Consider the following 15507-nt stretch of genomic DNA (forward strand, 5'->3'; position numbering starts at 1 on the left):
GCAAATTTACCGCCCTAGCTCTATCTTATCTATTGTAACAAAAAATGAACGTTCTGAAAATAATATTTCTGTCGTCGAAATAGTTTACTGTACATCTTTATGTACATATTTTCCACTAACATCACAGTTTCAACAATAAAATCGCATTCAACGAGCAAAAAGCGCCTAAATATCGATTTTCGATCGTAGGCGCTTTCCAATATTTATAAAAATTGTTTTTTACGTTCATCTGCAATTTCAACGAGTTCTTTTGCATGTAAAAATGTTTTTTCGGTAATTTCAGGTCCCGCCATCATACGACTTAATTCATCGATGCGTTCGTCGCCGTCAATCTCGCGTAAAGATGTATACGTACGTTGCTGTTGTTCTTCTTTGCGAATGTAGTAATGATGGTCTGCCATTGCAGCAACTTGTGGTAAATGCGAAATACATAACACTTGTGAATGTACAGAAATCGCCGCGATTTTGTCCGCGATTGCTTGTGCTACACGACCGCTTACACCTGTATCTACTTCATCAAAAATGATCGACGTAATACCCATTGAAGATGAGAAGATTGTTTTTAGTGCAAGCATCACACGACTTAGTTCCCCACCTGAAGCAATCTTTGTAAGTGGCTTCGGTGGTTCACCAACATTCGTCGCAATATAAAAAACAACATCATCGGCACCGTTCGCATCGAAATGACCTGGTGCTAGCGCATCAAAATGAACAACAAACTCCGCTTTCTCCATATAAAGCTCACGAAGTTGTGTCATAATTGCTTCAGAAAGTCCTATCGCAGCCTTTTTACGAATCGCTGTTAGCTCTTTCGCAATGTCGATAAGTTCGATTTCAAGTTTTTTTAATGCTTGCTCTTGTTGTTGCATATTTTCATCGTGATTTAATAGCACTTGTAGCTCTGCATCAATTTTATCACGATAATCTAAAATTTCTTGAATCGTCGTTCCATATTTACGCTTCATCGATTGAATAAGCTGTAAACGTTGTTCGACTTCGTTTAGACGCTCTGGATCGAACTCTAAGTCATCTAATAAGCTTTTAATGCCGAATCCAGCCTCTTGTAATAAATAAAATGCATTAGAAACGACTTCTGCATGTTCTTTAAAATTTTCATCTACAGGTGCAATATGTTCGAGCTCAGACATTGCATTGCCGATAAAATCTAATCCATTGCCTTCACCGAGAATCGCTTCGTGCGCAGTACGAGCACCTTCAAAAATTTTGTTAAAGTTCATTAAGCGTAAACGCTCTTCACTCAGTTCTTCCTCTTCCGTCGTACGGAATTGGCAAGCATCGATTTCTTCTAATTGGAACTGATATAAATCAATGCGCTGGGCGATTTGCTGTTCACCGACAGCAAACTCTGCAATTTCACGCTTTAATGCACGATACGCCTCATACGTAGCTTTATAAGTAGCATGTGTTGCCGTTAATGCGTCTCCTGCAAATTGATCGAGTAAATGGATGTGTGCTTTATCATTCATTAGCTCTTGTGACTCATGTTGCCCATGGATATCAATTAAATAGGTACCAATTTCACGTAGTTGTGACAGCGTCATCATTTTACCATTGACGCGACAAACGCTTTTACCGCCTGCCCCTAAATCACGACGCAAAATAATCATGCCTTCCTCTATGTCGACACCTAATGCTGCACATGCTTCATATACTGGATGACCTTCTGGCACTGTATATAAGCCTTCTAACTCCGCTTTCTTCGCACCATGACGAATAAATTCTTGCGAGCCTCTACCGCCAGCAAGTAGCTGTACGGCATCAATAATAATTGATTTACCTGCACCTGTTTCACCTGTTAACACCGTTAATCCATTTTGAAAATCGACTGTCAGCGACTCAATAATGGCAAAATTGCGTATCGATAATTCCTTTAACAACTCCGACTCACCTCTATTACAGCATTTCGATTAAACGATTTTTTAAAATATCGCGGTCAGCTTCCTCACGGCATAAAATTAAAATCGTATCGTCGCCACAGATTGTTCCTAAAATTTCTTTCCAATCTAAATGGTCTAACAATGATCCGATGGCATTCGCATTCCCTGGTAATGTTTTCATGACTAAGAAATGGCTAGCACCATCGATTGATACGAATGAATCCGCTAACGCGCGGTGTAATTTTTGTAAAGGGTTAAAGCGTTGATCGGCTGGTAAGCTATATTTATAGCGGCCATCTTGCATTGGCACTTTAATTAAATGTAATTCTTTAATATCGCGAGAAATTGTCGCTTGTGTCACATTAAAGCCTGCTTGCTTTAATAAATCTACTAATTCATCTTGTGTTTCAATATCACGATTTGCGATTAAATCACGAATACGGATATGACGTTGACTTTTATTCAATTCTTTCACCTCTATGCATAAATATGCTTGCTAAAAATAACGGTATCATCAAAATACCGAAATGACAAGAAAAAACACGGGCCTCTTTCAAGGCGACCCGTGTTATTTTAGTTGGCTATGTGCCTCGCTCACGATTGCTTTTAAATCGATTTGTGTGTCAATTGCTTCCCCTTGTTTTGGGTTATATAAGTGGAATAAAAATTCAATATTCCCTTCTCCACCTGTAATTGGTGAGTATGAAGCTTGTTTTAACACGAAACCTAAATCTTCGGCAAATGTCGCGATTTTTTCTAACACTTCTAGATGTACTTTAGCATCTCTAACGACACCTTTTTTACCGACTTTTTCTTTACCTGCTTCAAATTGTGGTTTTACGAGTGCAATCACATCGCCACCTGGGACTAATAATGTTTTTAACACTGGTAAAATCAATTCAAGCGAAATAAATGAAACGTCGATCGTTGTAAATTCTGGTAATCCTTCTGCTAAATCCGGCGCTGTTACATAACGGAAATTTGTTTTTTCCATGACCGTTACACGTTCATCGTTGCGCAATTTCCAAGCTAATTGGTTCGAGCCAACATCAAGGGCATAACAGTGACGTGCACCATTTTGTAGCGCACAATCTGTAAAGCCACCTGTTGAAGAACCGATATCTAACATCAATTTACCATCCACAGACACGTCAAAGTTTTTCAACGCTTTTTCTAATTTTAAGCCACCACGACTAACGTAAGGAATTTGTTGTCCTTTAATACGTAATTCTACATCGCGTGCTAATTTTTCACCTGGTTTGTCTACGCGTACGTTGTTGGCAAATACAATACCTGCCATAATTGTACGCTTCGCGCGTTCACGTGTTTCACATAAACCACTTTGAACAAGTAGTACGTCTGCACGCTCTTTCGATACTTTTTCTGTCATTATGCTTTTAAACCCGCTTGCTGTTTAGTTTTTTCGACCAACGTTGTAATATCACTTGCAACTTGTTCCTTCGTCATATGAATGTCACGTAACAATAAATCTACGCTACCGTGCTCGATAAATTCGTCTGGGATACCCATACGTTTTACAAGAGAAGTATCGTAACCATTGTCATTTGCAAATTCAAGTACCGCGCTACCGAAGCCACCTTCAAGCATCGCTTCTTCAATCGTTAAGATTGGTTTACCTGATTTGAATAAACGATGTAACATCGTTTCATCCATCGGCTTAATGAAACGTGCGTTGACAAGTTCTGTCTCAATGCCATTCGCTGATAACATTTCAGCTGCTTGTTCTGCCATCGGAATTGTCGTACCGAATGTTAAAATAGCAGCGTCTGTACCTTCGCGTAACACTTCCCATGTGCCGATTTCAATCGTATGAAGTGTACTATCCATTGGTACACCGCGACCATTACCGCGTGGATAACGCATCGCAATCGGACCATTTTCATAAGATAGCGCAGTTTTAACCATATGCTGACCTTCATTTTCATCTTTTGGCATCATAATTGTAATGTTTGGCATCGAACGTAAGAAGGCGATGTCAAATACACCTTGGTGCGTCTCACCATCAGCACCGACTAAACCTGCACGATCAATACCGATAAACACATTTAAGTTTTGACGGCAAATATCGTGTAACATTTGGTCGTATGCACGTTGTAAGAACGTAGAATAAATTGATAAGAACGGCTTGCAGCCATCTAATGCCATACCCGCTGCCATCGTTGTCGCATGTTGCTCTGCGATACCGACATCGAAGAAACGTTCTGGGAATTCTTCTGCAAAACCTGTTAATTTTGAACCGACTGGCATTGCTGGTGTAATCGTCACGACGCTTTCGTCTTCACGCGCGATACGTGTAACCGTATCTGCGACTAGTTTTGACCAACCAGGCGCTGCGTTTTTCGATTTCGGAAACTCACCTGTTTCCATTTTGTAAGGGCCTGTACCATGCCAAGTGCCGACAGTATCTGTCTCAGCAGGTTTATAACCTTTACCTTTTTTCGTAATCACATGCACAAGCACAGGACCTTCTGTTTGCTTCGCATTTGCTAATGTTTGTTCTAACGTTTCAAAGTTATGACCGTCGATAGGACCCAAATACGTAAAGCCCATTTCTTCAAAGAACATACCTGACATGACTAAATATTTTAAGCTATCTTTCACGCGCTCCGCAGCACCGGCAAGTTTACCGCCAACTGCAGGAATCTTTTTCAAGAATCCTTCTACATCATCTTTTGCTTTGTTGTATGGAGGCGCCGTACGAAGGCGGCCTAAAATATTATGAATGGCACCGACATTTGGTGCAATTGACATTTCATTATCGTTTAAAATAACGATCATGTTCGTTTTTTCGTGACCGATATGGTTCAATGCTTCCATTGCCATACCGCCCGTTAAGGCACCATCACCGATAATTGGCACGACGTAATTATGTTTTTTACGTACATCACGTGCTGCCGCCATACCCATCGCTGCTGAAAGCGACGTTGAACTATGACCTGTTTCCCACACATCGTGTTCTGACTCGATACGTTTCGGGAAACCACAAAGTCCTTTGTATTGGCGTAATGTATCAAATTGAGATGCGCGACCTGTTAAAATTTTATGCACATATGCTTGATGCCCTACATCAAATAATAGCTTATCTTCTGGACTATTAAATGCGCGATGTAGTGCAATTGTTAATTCGACAACTCCTAAATTCGGGCCGATATGACCACCTGTGATCGAACATTTTTCAATTAAAAATGAACGAATGTCTTCACTCAAGCTTTCAAGTTGCTTGTAATTGAGTTGTTTCAAAAAGGATGGACTAGATATTGTTGTTAAATCCATCGCCATCACACACCTTTATTATTGATTTTCTGTCAACTGTTATTTAAGTTTATGCCAGAATTGATTGTGCCACTTGTCGACAACTAATGCACTACTTTTCCCTCATTAGCTATAAACTATGCAAAATACTCGCTAAAAAGCGCATGAATCGTTATATACAATGTAACAGTCAGTTACTTAACATTATACCAATCATTGATGCTGAGACAAACTTAAAAGAATCGAATTTTATTTATTTCGTTTTACAATGTATGTTGCAAGTTCTTCAAGTAGCGTGCTATCACTCGGTAATTGACGTAATGCAGCCAATGCAGCTTCATAATGCGTCGCTAATTTTTCTTTTGCACCATCTAATGTTAAAAGTGCTGGATACGTACTTTTATCGCTCGCTACATCTTTACCAGCCGTCTTACCAAGTTGTTCAGATGTACCTTCGATATCTAAAATATCATCTTTAATTTGGAATGCTAAACCGATATGATATGCATATTCACGGAAAATGTTACGTGTTGCTTGATCTGCATCTGCAAGTACTGCACCTGCTTCAATACTAAAACGTAAAATCGCACCTGTTTTATTCACATGAACGTGTTCAAGTTCTTCCAATGTTAATTGACGTGTTTCACCGTCGATGTCCAAAATTTGGCCACCAACCATGCCTTCTGCACCTGCTGCTTCGCTTAGTAAATCAATCAATGTGACTTTTTGTTCTGCAGAAATGCCATCCATACGAGCAATGACACCAAAAGGTAATGTATTTAATGCATCCCCAGCAAGTGTCGCATACGCTTCCCCATATACTTTATGGTTCGTTAATTTACCACGACGGTAGTCATCGTTATCCATGCTTGGTAAGTCATCATGAATTAATGAATACGTATGAATCATTTCAACAGCTGACCCAATCGTATAGCCTGCTTTTTTGTCAGCACCTAAATGTTCTAACACCGCTAATACGAATAACGGACGGACGCGTTTACCGCCTGCTTTTAATGAATACGCCATCGCTTCTTTTAAAATGGCTGGTGCAGTAATGTTGTCTACAAGTTGTAACATTACTGTTTCGATTTTTGGTAATTCTGCTGCCATAAATGCTTTTAAGTTTGTCATGTTAATTCTCCCCATCCGTTGCAAAAGGTTGTGTTGTGCCATCTTCATTGACGACTGCTACAAGCTGTTGTTCAGCTACTTGCAATTGTTCATGACATTGTTTCGATAATGTCATTCCTTGTTGATAGAGTGCAATGGCTTCTTCTAATGAAGCATCACCTTGCTCTAATTTACGTACGATTTCTTCCAAAGCGGTCATAGACGCTTCAAATGTTTGCTTTTTCGCTACCATCTTTATTCCTCCCTTTGAACGGCTGTAACGGTTGCTGTAATTTGACCATCAGCTACGTGAATCGTCACGTCGTCTGTCGTTTCCACATCGTTCGTAGACATGATCACTTGTCGTTCTTTATTATATACGATGCTATAGCCACGCTCCATGACGGATAATGGATTTAGTGCACTCAATGTACGAATGGCACGATCAAATTGGCTCGCTTTTTGATCCACTAATTTTCGCATCGCGTTTTCTAAACGTGCTGTCACATTCGCCACACGTTGTTGTTCCAATTGCACTGTTGCAAGTGGCATTTGTCGTGTTAAACGTGCTGTTAGACGTTCTAACTGTTGTTGTTGCTTCGTTATGTGACGTTCTGTAGCTAATTGTAATTGTTCATCTAAACGGACTAAGCGCTCCTCAAAAGGGCGATACATACGCTCTGGATAGCTCATCGGATAAGCGTTCATTAATTGTTGTAGACGTTTTTTTGCACGGTCAAGTTGCGTATTTGCAACGTACATGATCCGCGCTTCATAATCTGTCACACGCTGACGTAACGCCAATACGTCAGGTACGGCCATTTTTGCTGCCCCTGTCGGTGTTGGTGCACGTAAGTCAGCTGCAAAGTCAGCAATCGTCGTATCCGTTTCATGGCCGACACCACTAATAATCGGAATGCGACTTTCAAAAATAGCGCGTGCGACAATTTCTTCATTAAACGCCCATAAATCTTCAATAGAGCCACCGCCACGTCCCACAATTAGCGTATCAATGCCACCGAGTGCATTTGCTTGTCGGATGGACTGTACGATGCTCGCTGCAGCGCGCTCGCCTTGTACGAGCGTCGGAAAAATATAAACATCGGCTAACGGATAGTGACGTTTTAACGTCGTACAAATATCTCGAATCGCCGCCCCTGTCGTTGCTGTTACGACGCCAATTGCTGTCGGATATGCTGGTATTGGTTGTTTAAATCGTTCGTCAAAAAGCCCTTCTTTTGCAAGTTGTTCTTTTAACTGTTCAAATGCTAAATATAAGCTGCCGACACCATCAGGCTCCATATTCGTTGCGTAAAATTGATATGTACCTCCGCGCTCGTACACATTCACATACCCTTCAGTCAGCACTTTCATACCTTCTTCAGCACGGAATTTCAAACGCTCGGCATCACGCTTATACATCATGCCTTTGATTTGTGCGCGATCGTCTTTCAACGTGAAATATAAGTGTCCAGACGTATGATGTTTCACATTTGAAAGCTCACCTTTGACGTATACCTTTTTTAAATAAGGATCGGCATCAAATTTACGCTTTATGTACTTCGTTAACGCTTCAACCGTTAAATAAGCTTCACTCATCATCTCACGCTCCTTTTATATCATAAAAAAAGAGGATGTCCTAAACTGGACAACCTTTCACAGTCGAGCTATTGCTCACTAAATGGAAAGATTGGCACTTTAGGGACACCCCCTCTGTGTTACTATTCATTTTAACGTAATGAAAGAAATTTGTCTTTATGAAAGCTTTTGTTTCGCTGATTGTACAGTGTTTTCTAATAGCATCGTAATCGTCATCGGACCGACGCCACCAGGAACCGGTGTAATTTGCGAAACTGTGTCTAATACGTCATCAAAATCAACGTCGCCACATAGCTTACCATTTTCATCAACATTGATACCAACGTCAATAATTACGGCGCCTTCTTTCACATGTTCTTTTTTAATCATTTTAGCGCGGCCTGTTGCGACAACTAAAATGTCTGCTTGCTTCGTAATAGCTGCCAAATCTGGTGTTTTTGAATGAGCATATGTAACTGTTGCATCTTTTTGCAATAGTAATTGTCCCATTGGAACACCGACGATATGGCTACGTCCCACAATAACGGCATGTTTCCCGCGAATGTCTACATTAGAATACTCTAACATTTTCATGACTCCGTGTGGCGTACATGGTAAAAATGTTTCTTGTCCAAGAATCATTTTACCAACGCTGATTGGGTGGAAACCGTCGACATCTTTCTCCGGTGCAATCGCCGCAATCACAGCGTCCTCGTTGATGTGTTTTGGAAGTGGTAACTGTACTAAAATACCATCAATGGCTTCTTCTCCATTTAACTTCTCAATTTGCGCTAATAAGTCTTGTTCTGTCGTTTCTGCTGGTAATTTAATCAGTTCAGAATAAATCCCCAGTTTCGCGCAAGATTTTTGCTTATTAGAAACATATTTCTGTGAAGCTGGATCCTCGCCTACTAAAATAACTGCTAAACCTGGTGTAATACCTTGTTCTTGTAATGCATTGACTTCTGCTTGAATTGACGTACGAATCGCATTGCCAATTTCTTTACCGTTAATGAGCTTACTAGAGTTAATTAGCTTACTTGACATGTGTTAAAACACTCCCAAATTCAATTTGTATATAGAAACGCAACTTATGCTGCGGAACTACCACCACGACTGGTATTAAGCTTGATATTTAGAAAGAACACCATTGACGAATTTGCTTGATTTATCATCACCGAAAGTTTTTGATAATTCAATTGCTTCGTTCATCACGACGCTTTGTGGTGTGTCAGGTGTGTAAAGTAATTCATATACAGCTAAACGTAAAATTGTACGATCTACTTTCGCTAAACGATTTAAAGACCAATTTTCAAGTTTGTCTGTAAGAGAAGCGTCAATTGCTTCTTGGTTTTCTACTGTACCACGTACCACTTGCTCAAAGAATGCATCTGTTTTTTCTTCCTCTAACACATAGGCCATTGCTTCTTCAATTGTTAATTCAGTACCTTCTAATTGGAATAAAGTTTGTACTGCTTTTTCACGCGCTTCACGTCGCTTCATCATGTCGTTTCGTTCTCCTTTATACTACTACAATTCTTGTCATTTTCAGTTAAATTGCCGAAAGTTAGCAGACAATTGCGAAAATCACTGAATTGTACAGTGTTTCATTAGTTTACATATAGCATATAGTTTATCACAAATTGTCGAATATGTGCAGTTCGAATGCAACTTTCGGATTTTTGCATCATTCACCGAACACAATCTAGCAAATCTCCACTAAAAAAAGGAGCCGCCACAATGGGCAACTCCTTCTTACCGGGCACAAGTTATTCAGCTTTTTGTTGCTCTTGCTCGAATTGAATACCAGTAATATGCACATTAACTTCTTTCGTCGTTAATGCTGTCATGTTTTCGATTGATTCACGGATTTGGCGTTGTACTTTCGCAGCAACTTTCGCTACTTGAGCACCGTATTGTACGACACAATATACATCAATGATTAGACCATCTGCAGTCCATTCTGTTTTGATCCCTTTACCGTGTACTTTTTTACCGAATTTTTCAGCTACGCCTGATGCAAAGTTTCCTCGTGTTCCGAAGATTCCTTCTACTTCTGTAGTTGCAATACCTGCAATAACTTCAATGACTTCTGGCGCGACTTCAATACTGCCTAGTTCTTCTTTACCTGCTGGTGTCATTTGAGGTAATGATTTCACAACTTGTTCAGCCATTTTTTCATGCCCCTTCCTATTCTTATGAATTTAGAACGTCGTTTTCTTCAAGGAATTTCGTATTGAATTTACCTGATTTGAATACTTCGTTCTCCATTAATTTCTTATGGAAAGGAATTGTTGTTTTAATACCAGGACCCTCTACAACGAACTCGCCTAATGCACGGTGCATTTTTGCGATCGCTTTTTCACGAGTATCCGCATGTACGATTAGTTTTGCAACCATTGAATCGTAGTATGGAGGGATCGTGTAACCTGCGTACATTGCTGAGTCGATACGAACACCGATACCACCTGGTGTGATGTAAGTATCTACTTTACCAGCTGAAGGCATGAAGTTTTTGTATGGGTTTTCTGCGTTAATACGGCATTCGATTGCCCAACCATTCACTTTCACATCTTCTTGTTTATACACTAATTCTTCACCAGATGCAATTCTTAGTTGCCATTCAACTAAGTCTACACCAGTGATTAATTCAGTTACTGGGTGTTCTACTTGGATACGTGTATTCATTTCCATGAAGTAGAATTTATCTTCTGTATAGTCGTAAATGAATTCACAAGTACCAGCACCACGGTAGCCACATGCTAACGCTGCTTTCACTGCTGCTTCACCCATTTCTGCACGACGTTCTTCAGATAATGCTGGAGACGGTGCTTCTTCGACTAATTTTTGCATACGGCGTTGAACTGTACAGTCACGTTCACCTAAGTGAATTGTGTTGCCGTAGTTATCTGCTAATACTTGAATTTCGCAGTGACGGAAGTATTCGATGAATTTTTCTAGGTACACCCCTGGATTACCGAAAGCAGCTGCTGCTTCTTTTTGTGTAATCTCAATACCTTTTACTAAATCCTCTTCAGTACGTGCAACACGGATACCTTTACCGCCGCCGCCTGCTGTTGCTTTAATAATTACTGGGTAACCAATTTTTGCTGCCCATTCTTTACCTGTTTCAATATCAGGAACGATACCTGTACCAGGAACTAATGGCACGTTAGCTGCCGCCATCGTGTCACGTGCAACGTCTTTAATACCCATTACTTTAATAGAGTCTGATTTTGGTCCGATGAATGTAATTCCTTCGTTTTCACAAGCTAATGCGAAGTCAACGTTTTCTGCAAGGAAACCGTAACCTGGATGGATACCATCAGCACCTACTTTTTTCGCTACAGTGATTAAGCGATCGATACGTAAGTAGCTATCAGATGATGATTTTGGTCCAATGCAATATGCTTCGTCAGCTAATTGTACGTGAAGTGCGTCTTTGTCAGCTTCAGAATAAACCGCTACTGACTCGATGCCTAATTCTTTACAAGCACGGATAATACGTACCGCGATTTCGCCACGGTTGGCAATTAATACTTTTTTCATCGAAGTTCTCCCCCTTAGGCTTCTTTAACTAGGAATAGAGGTTGACCGTATTCAACTAACTCGCCATCTTTGACAAGGATTTCTACGATTTCGCCTGTTACTTCAGCTTCGATTTCGTTGAATAGTTTCATTGCTTCAACGATACATACTACTGATTCTTCTCCCACTTGATCGCCAACTTTCACGAATGCTGGAGAATCTGGGTCTGGAGATTGATAGAAAGTACCAACCATTGGAGATACGATTTTATGTAAGTTCGCATCAGTTGTAGCTTCCGCTTTTGGTGCTGGAGCTGCTTCTGCTTTAGGAGCCGCTGGAGCTGCTTGTGGTGCTGGAGCTGCTTCTGCTTTAGGAGCTTGAGGCGCTTGTGGTGCAACTGCTTGAGCTACCGCTTTAGGCGCTTCTGCTACGACAACTTGGCCAGCGTTCTTTTTAAGTTTTAATTTTGTACCCTCTTCGTTTAAAGTGAATTCGTCGATTGATGATGAATCGATTAATTTGATGATTTCACGAATCTCTTGAATTTTTAACATAACATTACTCCCCTAACGTCTGTGTATTATAATACAAAACCTATTGTACATCCTTTTTCGGAAAATTGTAACACTTTAGCTTAATTTAGATAAAAGTATCAATAAATTAGAATTTTAACGCACTAATTAACTTTTATTTTTATTTTCATAATATTTACAATTAATTTTTTGTATATTCCCTATAAATGAAAGCGATATTACGATCAGCCTAAAACGATAACATTTCTTCTGTACTGCAACAGTTTTTAGTTATTAGGAATTAAAATCAGATTGTATTACTTGGTGCTAATTTTACGTTAAAATAAAACCTCTCATGAAATATGAGAGGTTTTACCCTAGCTTTGCTTACGCACGAGATACGTAAGAACCATCAGCAGTGTTGATAACTAGTTTGTCGCCTTCGTTTACGAAGAATGGTACGTTGACTACAAGACCAGTTTCAAGTGTTGCTGGTTTAGAACCACCAGTAGCTGTATCACCTTTAATACCAGGTTCAGTTGCAGATACAACTAATTCTACTGTGTTTGGAAGATCGATACCAAGGATTTCGCCTTCGTAGCTCATGATGAATACTTCCATGTTTTCTAGTAAGAATTTTAATTCGTATTCTAATTGTTCTTCTGGGATTTCAATTTGTTCGTAAGATTCCATATCCATGAACGCGTGTTGACCGCCTGAAGCGTAAAGGTATTGCATTTTACGGTTGTCGATTTGTGCTTTTTCTACTTTTTCACCAGCACGGAAAGTTTTTTCAGTTACGTTGCCGTTACGTAAGTTACGTAATTTAGAACGTACGAAAGCTGCGCCTTTACCTGGTTTTACGTGTTGGAATTCGATAACACGGAAAAGGTTTCCTTCTACTAAAATTGTTAAGCCTGTTTTAAATTCGTTTACTGAAATCATTACTAAATTTCCTCCAATTTATCTCGTTTATAAGATAATTAAATCTTTTTTGGCATGAGTCAGCAATTCATGTCCTGTCTCAGTGATTAATACGTCATCTTCAATACGGACGCCACCGACACCTGGAATATAAATGCCTGGCTCGCAAGTAACACACATCCCTGGCGCTAACGTATAGCCTGAGCGATATGATAATGCTGGGGCTTCATGTACTTCTCGACCAATCCCATGACCTGTTGAATGACCAAAAGCTTCCCCATAACCATTTTTCGTAATATAATCGCGTGCGACTGCATCAGCTTCGACACCAGTCATTCCTGGTTTTAAAGCTTCGACACCGCGGATTTGGGCATTTAAAACAATGTCGTAAATCTCCTTCAGTTGATCTGAAGGCTCCCCGACAGCAATTGTACGTGTTGTATCAGAAATATAGCCATTGTATAGGGCGCCAAAGTCTAAAGTGACAATGTCACCTTTTTCTATTATTTTATCAGTTGCTGTGCCATGTGGCAATGCTGAGCGCCATCCAGAGGCAACAATTGTATCAAATGAAGAACTTTTTGCGCCAAGTTTGCGCATGTAGTACTCCATTTCAGTTGATACTTGTAATTCTGTCATACCTGGTTGAATGAATTGTAAAATATGTTCAAATGTATCGTCAACAATGCCGCAAGCGACCTTTATAATATTAATCTCTTCTGGCGTCTTAATCAAGCGTAATTTTTCAATTAACCCACCTACACCAACGATTTGCGCGTCAATATACTTATCAAATAGCTGATACATCGCAAATGTAACATATTCTTTTTCAAAACCAACTGCTTTTAAGCCCGCTGTTTTTACTTCACGAACGACTTCTTCTAATAAAGTAGATTTACGTTCTACAAGGCGGAAACCTGACGTTTCATGCTTCACTTGCTCTGTATAACGTGCATCTGTTAAAAAGATTGCTTCATTTTGTGTGATTAAAATGTAGCTGTCATCTCCTGTAAAACCTGATAAGTAAGATACGTTAATTGGATTCGTTACGAGCATCGCATCGATATTGTGTGCCGCGAACTGATCGCGTAATTGTTGTACTTTCATTTTAATTCCCCTTTTATGTTGTTTGTAAAAACATGCGTAAAGCTGCTTGATAACCGAATGTGCCCAGTCCTGTAATTTGACCAACACATACAGGTGCTAAATAAGAATGATGGCGGAATGCTTCACGCTTATGTACGTTTGAAATATGAACTTCTATTACCGGCACTTCTACCCCTGCGATACAATCGCGAAGTGCAACACTCGTATGTGTATACGCCCCTGGATTAAAAATAATACCATCAATATCGCCATCTTCAGCTTCATAAATCCAATCGATCAATTGCCCTTCATGATTTGATTGTTTCAATTCAAGTTCTGCGCCAAATTCAGCAGCTAGTGCGCGTAAATCACGTTCAATATCCGCTAGCGTTTCATGGCCGTAAATATCAGGCTCGCGTTTTCCAAGACGTTGTAAGTTTGGCCCATTTAAACATAAGTATTTCACGTACGACACTTCCTTTTTTCAGTTTATTCTTACATTTTAGCACATTATTTCGGATATTGAAGTATTAGAAGACGCTTTTTGTAGAGAATTTGTCATGTTTTTAGTACAATAAAAGCAGTTTGAACTTACATAAGAGAGCGGTGTTTTATATGAGTGAATCAAAACCACCGATTTACGGCGGTCAAGCACTAGTAGAAGGCGTTATGATGGGTGGCGGTAAGCATACAGTATCAGCCATTCGTCGCAATGACGGTTCTGTTGATTATTATTACGCAGAGCGCAAGCAAAACCCGACGCTACAAAAATTGAAAAAAGTACCTTTCGTTCGCGGAATTGTCGCTATTATTGAGTCAGCAGCGAACGGCTCAAAACATTTACAATTTGCGAGTGATCGCTACAACGTCAATCCAGGTGAAGAACAACAAGCATTAGCCGACCAAGCACAACCTAGTAAAATGCAAATATGGCTCGGTGTTGCAGCAATTGGTGTGTTATCATTTTTATTTGGTAAATTTATTTTCACATTAATTCCGGTATTTTTAGCACAGGCATTTCACGGCATTTTTCCTGGGCATGTTGCACAAGTATTACTGGAAAGTTTGTTTAAATTAGTGCTACTCCTAAGCTACATTTATTTAGTATCTTTAACACCTATTATTAAAAGGACCTTTCAATACCACGGTTCTGAACATAAAGTCATCAATTGCTTTGAAAATGGCTTGCCATTAACTGTAGCAAACGTTCAAAAACAAACGCGCCTACATTATCGTTGTGGTTCTAGCTTTATTTTATTTACAGTATTCGTCGGCATGATTATTTATTTCTTCGTACCGAGTGATCCATTTTGGTTACGTATCGTCAACCGTATCATTTTAATTCCAGTCGTCCTTGGCGTGTCATTCGAAGTACTACAAGCGACAAATGCATGTCGTAACATTCCCATATTACGCATCCTCGGTTACCCTGGCTTATGGCTACAACTATTAACAACAAAAGAGCCAACAGACGATCAAGTAGAAATTGCGATTGCTTCATTTAATAAATTACGCGAAGTTGAGCAAGATCCATCTATCATTCATACATTAAATACAGATGAACATATGCACCCAGTTGAAAAACAAGCATAAAAAAA

General features: G+C 39.8%; 16 protein-coding genes. 1 reads left to right on the forward strand and 15 read right to left on the reverse strand.

Features of this window, described 5'->3' with window-relative positions; translation table 11 throughout:
• Nucleotides 1–203 precede the first annotated feature (203 nt).
• From recN to aroQ, 15 genes are all read right to left on the reverse strand, one after another.
• The gene (recN, locus tag KMHG_RS05815; protein ID WP_010287822.1) at nt 204–1898 is read right to left on the reverse strand and encodes a DNA repair protein RecN; all 1695 of its coding nucleotides are present in this window, start codon (nt 1896–1898) and stop codon (nt 204–206) included.
• A 16-nt stretch (nt 1899–1914) separates the two neighbouring features.
• On the reverse strand, nt 1915–2364 hold the full coding sequence (gene ahrC, locus KMHG_RS05820; protein WP_010287824.1) for a transcriptional regulator AhrC/ArgR: 450 nt from the start codon (nt 2362–2364) through the stop codon (nt 1915–1917).
• A 102-nt stretch (nt 2365–2466) separates the two neighbouring features.
• A complete protein-coding gene (locus KMHG_RS05825) occupies nt 2467–3288 on the reverse strand; it encodes a TlyA family RNA methyltransferase (protein ID WP_010287826.1) in 822 nt (273 codons plus the stop codon).
• The gene (gene dxs, locus KMHG_RS05830) at nt 3288–5192 is read right to left on the reverse strand and encodes a 1-deoxy-D-xylulose-5-phosphate synthase (RefSeq protein WP_010287828.1); all 1905 of its coding nucleotides are present in this window, start codon (nt 5190–5192) and stop codon (nt 3288–3290) included. Before dxs ends, KMHG_RS05825 begins: the two co-directional genes overlap by 1 nt.
• Before the next feature lie 228 nt (nt 5193–5420).
• On the reverse strand, nt 5421–6302 hold the full coding sequence (locus KMHG_RS05835) for a polyprenyl synthetase family protein (RefSeq protein ID WP_010287830.1): 882 nt from the start codon (nt 6300–6302) through the stop codon (nt 5421–5423).
• Between the two features lies 1 nt (nt 6303).
• Complete coding sequence (locus KMHG_RS05840) at nt 6304–6534, reverse strand: exodeoxyribonuclease VII small subunit (protein WP_010287831.1); 231 nt, start codon at nt 6532–6534, stop codon at nt 6304–6306.
• Between the two features lie 2 nt (nt 6535–6536).
• Nucleotides 6537–7883: an exodeoxyribonuclease VII large subunit gene (xseA, locus tag KMHG_RS05845; protein WP_026022011.1), complete on the reverse strand. Its 1347-nt coding sequence runs from the start codon at nt 7881–7883 to the stop codon at nt 6537–6539.
• 153 nt (nt 7884–8036) lie between these two features.
• Complete coding sequence (gene folD / locus KMHG_RS05850) at nt 8037–8906, reverse strand: bifunctional methylenetetrahydrofolate dehydrogenase/methenyltetrahydrofolate cyclohydrolase FolD (protein ID WP_010287834.1); 870 nt, start codon at nt 8904–8906, stop codon at nt 8037–8039.
• Between the two features lie 75 nt (nt 8907–8981).
• A complete protein-coding gene (nusB, locus tag KMHG_RS05855) occupies nt 8982–9362 on the reverse strand; it encodes a transcription antitermination factor NusB (protein ID WP_026022012.1) in 381 nt (126 codons plus the stop codon).
• 266 nt (nt 9363–9628) lie between these two features.
• Entirely contained in the window at nt 9629–10033 is a 405-nt protein-coding gene (locus KMHG_RS05860) for an Asp23/Gls24 family envelope stress response protein (RefSeq protein WP_010287837.1), read from the reverse strand.
• 22 nt (nt 10034–10055) lie between these two features.
• Nucleotides 10056–11408, reverse strand: coding sequence for an acetyl-CoA carboxylase biotin carboxylase subunit (gene accC / locus KMHG_RS05865; protein WP_010287840.1), 1353 nt, complete (start codon nt 11406–11408; stop codon nt 10056–10058).
• A 14-nt stretch (nt 11409–11422) separates the two neighbouring features.
• Nucleotides 11423–11941: an acetyl-CoA carboxylase biotin carboxyl carrier protein gene (gene accB, locus KMHG_RS05870; protein ID WP_010287845.1), complete on the reverse strand. Its 519-nt coding sequence runs from the start codon at nt 11939–11941 to the stop codon at nt 11423–11425.
• 345 nt (nt 11942–12286) lie between these two features.
• Nucleotides 12287–12844 (reverse strand): elongation factor P, encoded by a 558-nt coding sequence (gene efp / locus KMHG_RS05875; RefSeq protein WP_010287847.1) that lies wholly within the window; start codon nt 12842–12844, stop codon nt 12287–12289.
• 27 nt (nt 12845–12871) lie between these two features.
• Nucleotides 12872–13930, reverse strand: a complete 1059-nt coding sequence (locus tag KMHG_RS05880; RefSeq protein ID WP_010287852.1) for a M24 family metallopeptidase — start codon at nt 13928–13930, stop codon at nt 12872–12874.
• Between the two features lie 13 nt (nt 13931–13943).
• The gene (gene aroQ, locus KMHG_RS05885) at nt 13944–14375 is read right to left on the reverse strand and encodes a type II 3-dehydroquinate dehydratase (RefSeq protein ID WP_010287858.1); all 432 of its coding nucleotides are present in this window, start codon (nt 14373–14375) and stop codon (nt 13944–13946) included.
• Between the two features lie 149 nt (nt 14376–14524).
• On the opposite strand from aroQ, the gene KMHG_RS05890 reads away from it, so the two are divergent.
• Entirely contained in the window at nt 14525–15502 is a 978-nt protein-coding gene (locus tag KMHG_RS05890; RefSeq protein ID WP_010287859.1) for a DUF1385 domain-containing protein, read from the forward strand.
• The last annotated feature ends 5 nt before the right edge of the window (nt 15503–15507 follow it).

The organism is Kurthia massiliensis, assembly GCF_000285555.1.
GTDB classification, from domain to species: domain Bacteria; phylum Bacillota; class Bacilli; order Bacillales_A; family Planococcaceae; genus Kurthia; species Kurthia massiliensis.

Bases quoted from the DNA above. Each gene is read 5' to 3' on its own strand.
- KMHG_RS05890 (WP_010287859.1), top strand. From the start codon at position 14,525: ATGAGTGAATCAAAACCACCGATTTACGGCGGTCAAGCACTAGTAGAA.
- accB (WP_010287845.1), bottom strand. From the start codon at position 11,941: ATGTTAAAAATTCAAGAGATTCGTGAAATCATCAAATTAATCGATTCA.
- KMHG_RS05825 (WP_010287826.1), bottom strand. From the start codon at position 3,288: ATGACAGAAAAAGTATCGAAAGAGCGTGCAGACGTACTACTTGTTCAA.
- dxs (WP_010287828.1), bottom strand. From the start codon at position 5,192: ATGGATTTAACAACAATATCTAGTCCATCCTTTTTGAAACAACTCAAT.
- efp (WP_010287847.1), bottom strand. From the start codon at position 12,844: ATGATTTCAGTAAACGAATTTAAAACAGGCTTAACAATTTTAGTAGAA.
- KMHG_RS05840 (WP_010287831.1), bottom strand. From the start codon at position 6,534: ATGGTAGCGAAAAAGCAAACATTTGAAGCGTCTATGACCGCTTTGGAA.
- KMHG_RS05880 (WP_010287852.1), bottom strand. From the start codon at position 13,930: ATGAAAGTACAACAATTACGCGATCAGTTCGCGGCACACAATATCGAT.
- KMHG_RS05860 (WP_010287837.1), bottom strand. From the start codon at position 10,033: ATGGCTGAACAAGTTGTGAAATCATTACCTCAAATGACACCAGCAGGT.
- xseA (WP_026022011.1), bottom strand. From the start codon at position 7,883: ATGATGAGTGAAGCTTATTTAACGGTTGAAGCGTTAACGAAGTACATA.
- folD (WP_010287834.1), bottom strand. From the start codon at position 8,906: ATGTCAAGTAAGCTAATTAACTCTAGTAAGCTCATTAACGGTAAAGAA.
- accC (WP_010287840.1), bottom strand. From the start codon at position 11,408: ATGAAAAAAGTATTAATTGCCAACCGTGGCGAAATCGCGGTACGTATT.
- nusB (WP_026022012.1), bottom strand. From the start codon at position 9,362: ATGAAGCGACGTGAAGCGCGTGAAAAAGCAGTACAAACTTTATTCCAA.
- KMHG_RS05835 (WP_010287830.1), bottom strand. From the start codon at position 6,302: ATGACAAACTTAAAAGCATTTATGGCAGCAGAATTACCAAAAATCGAA.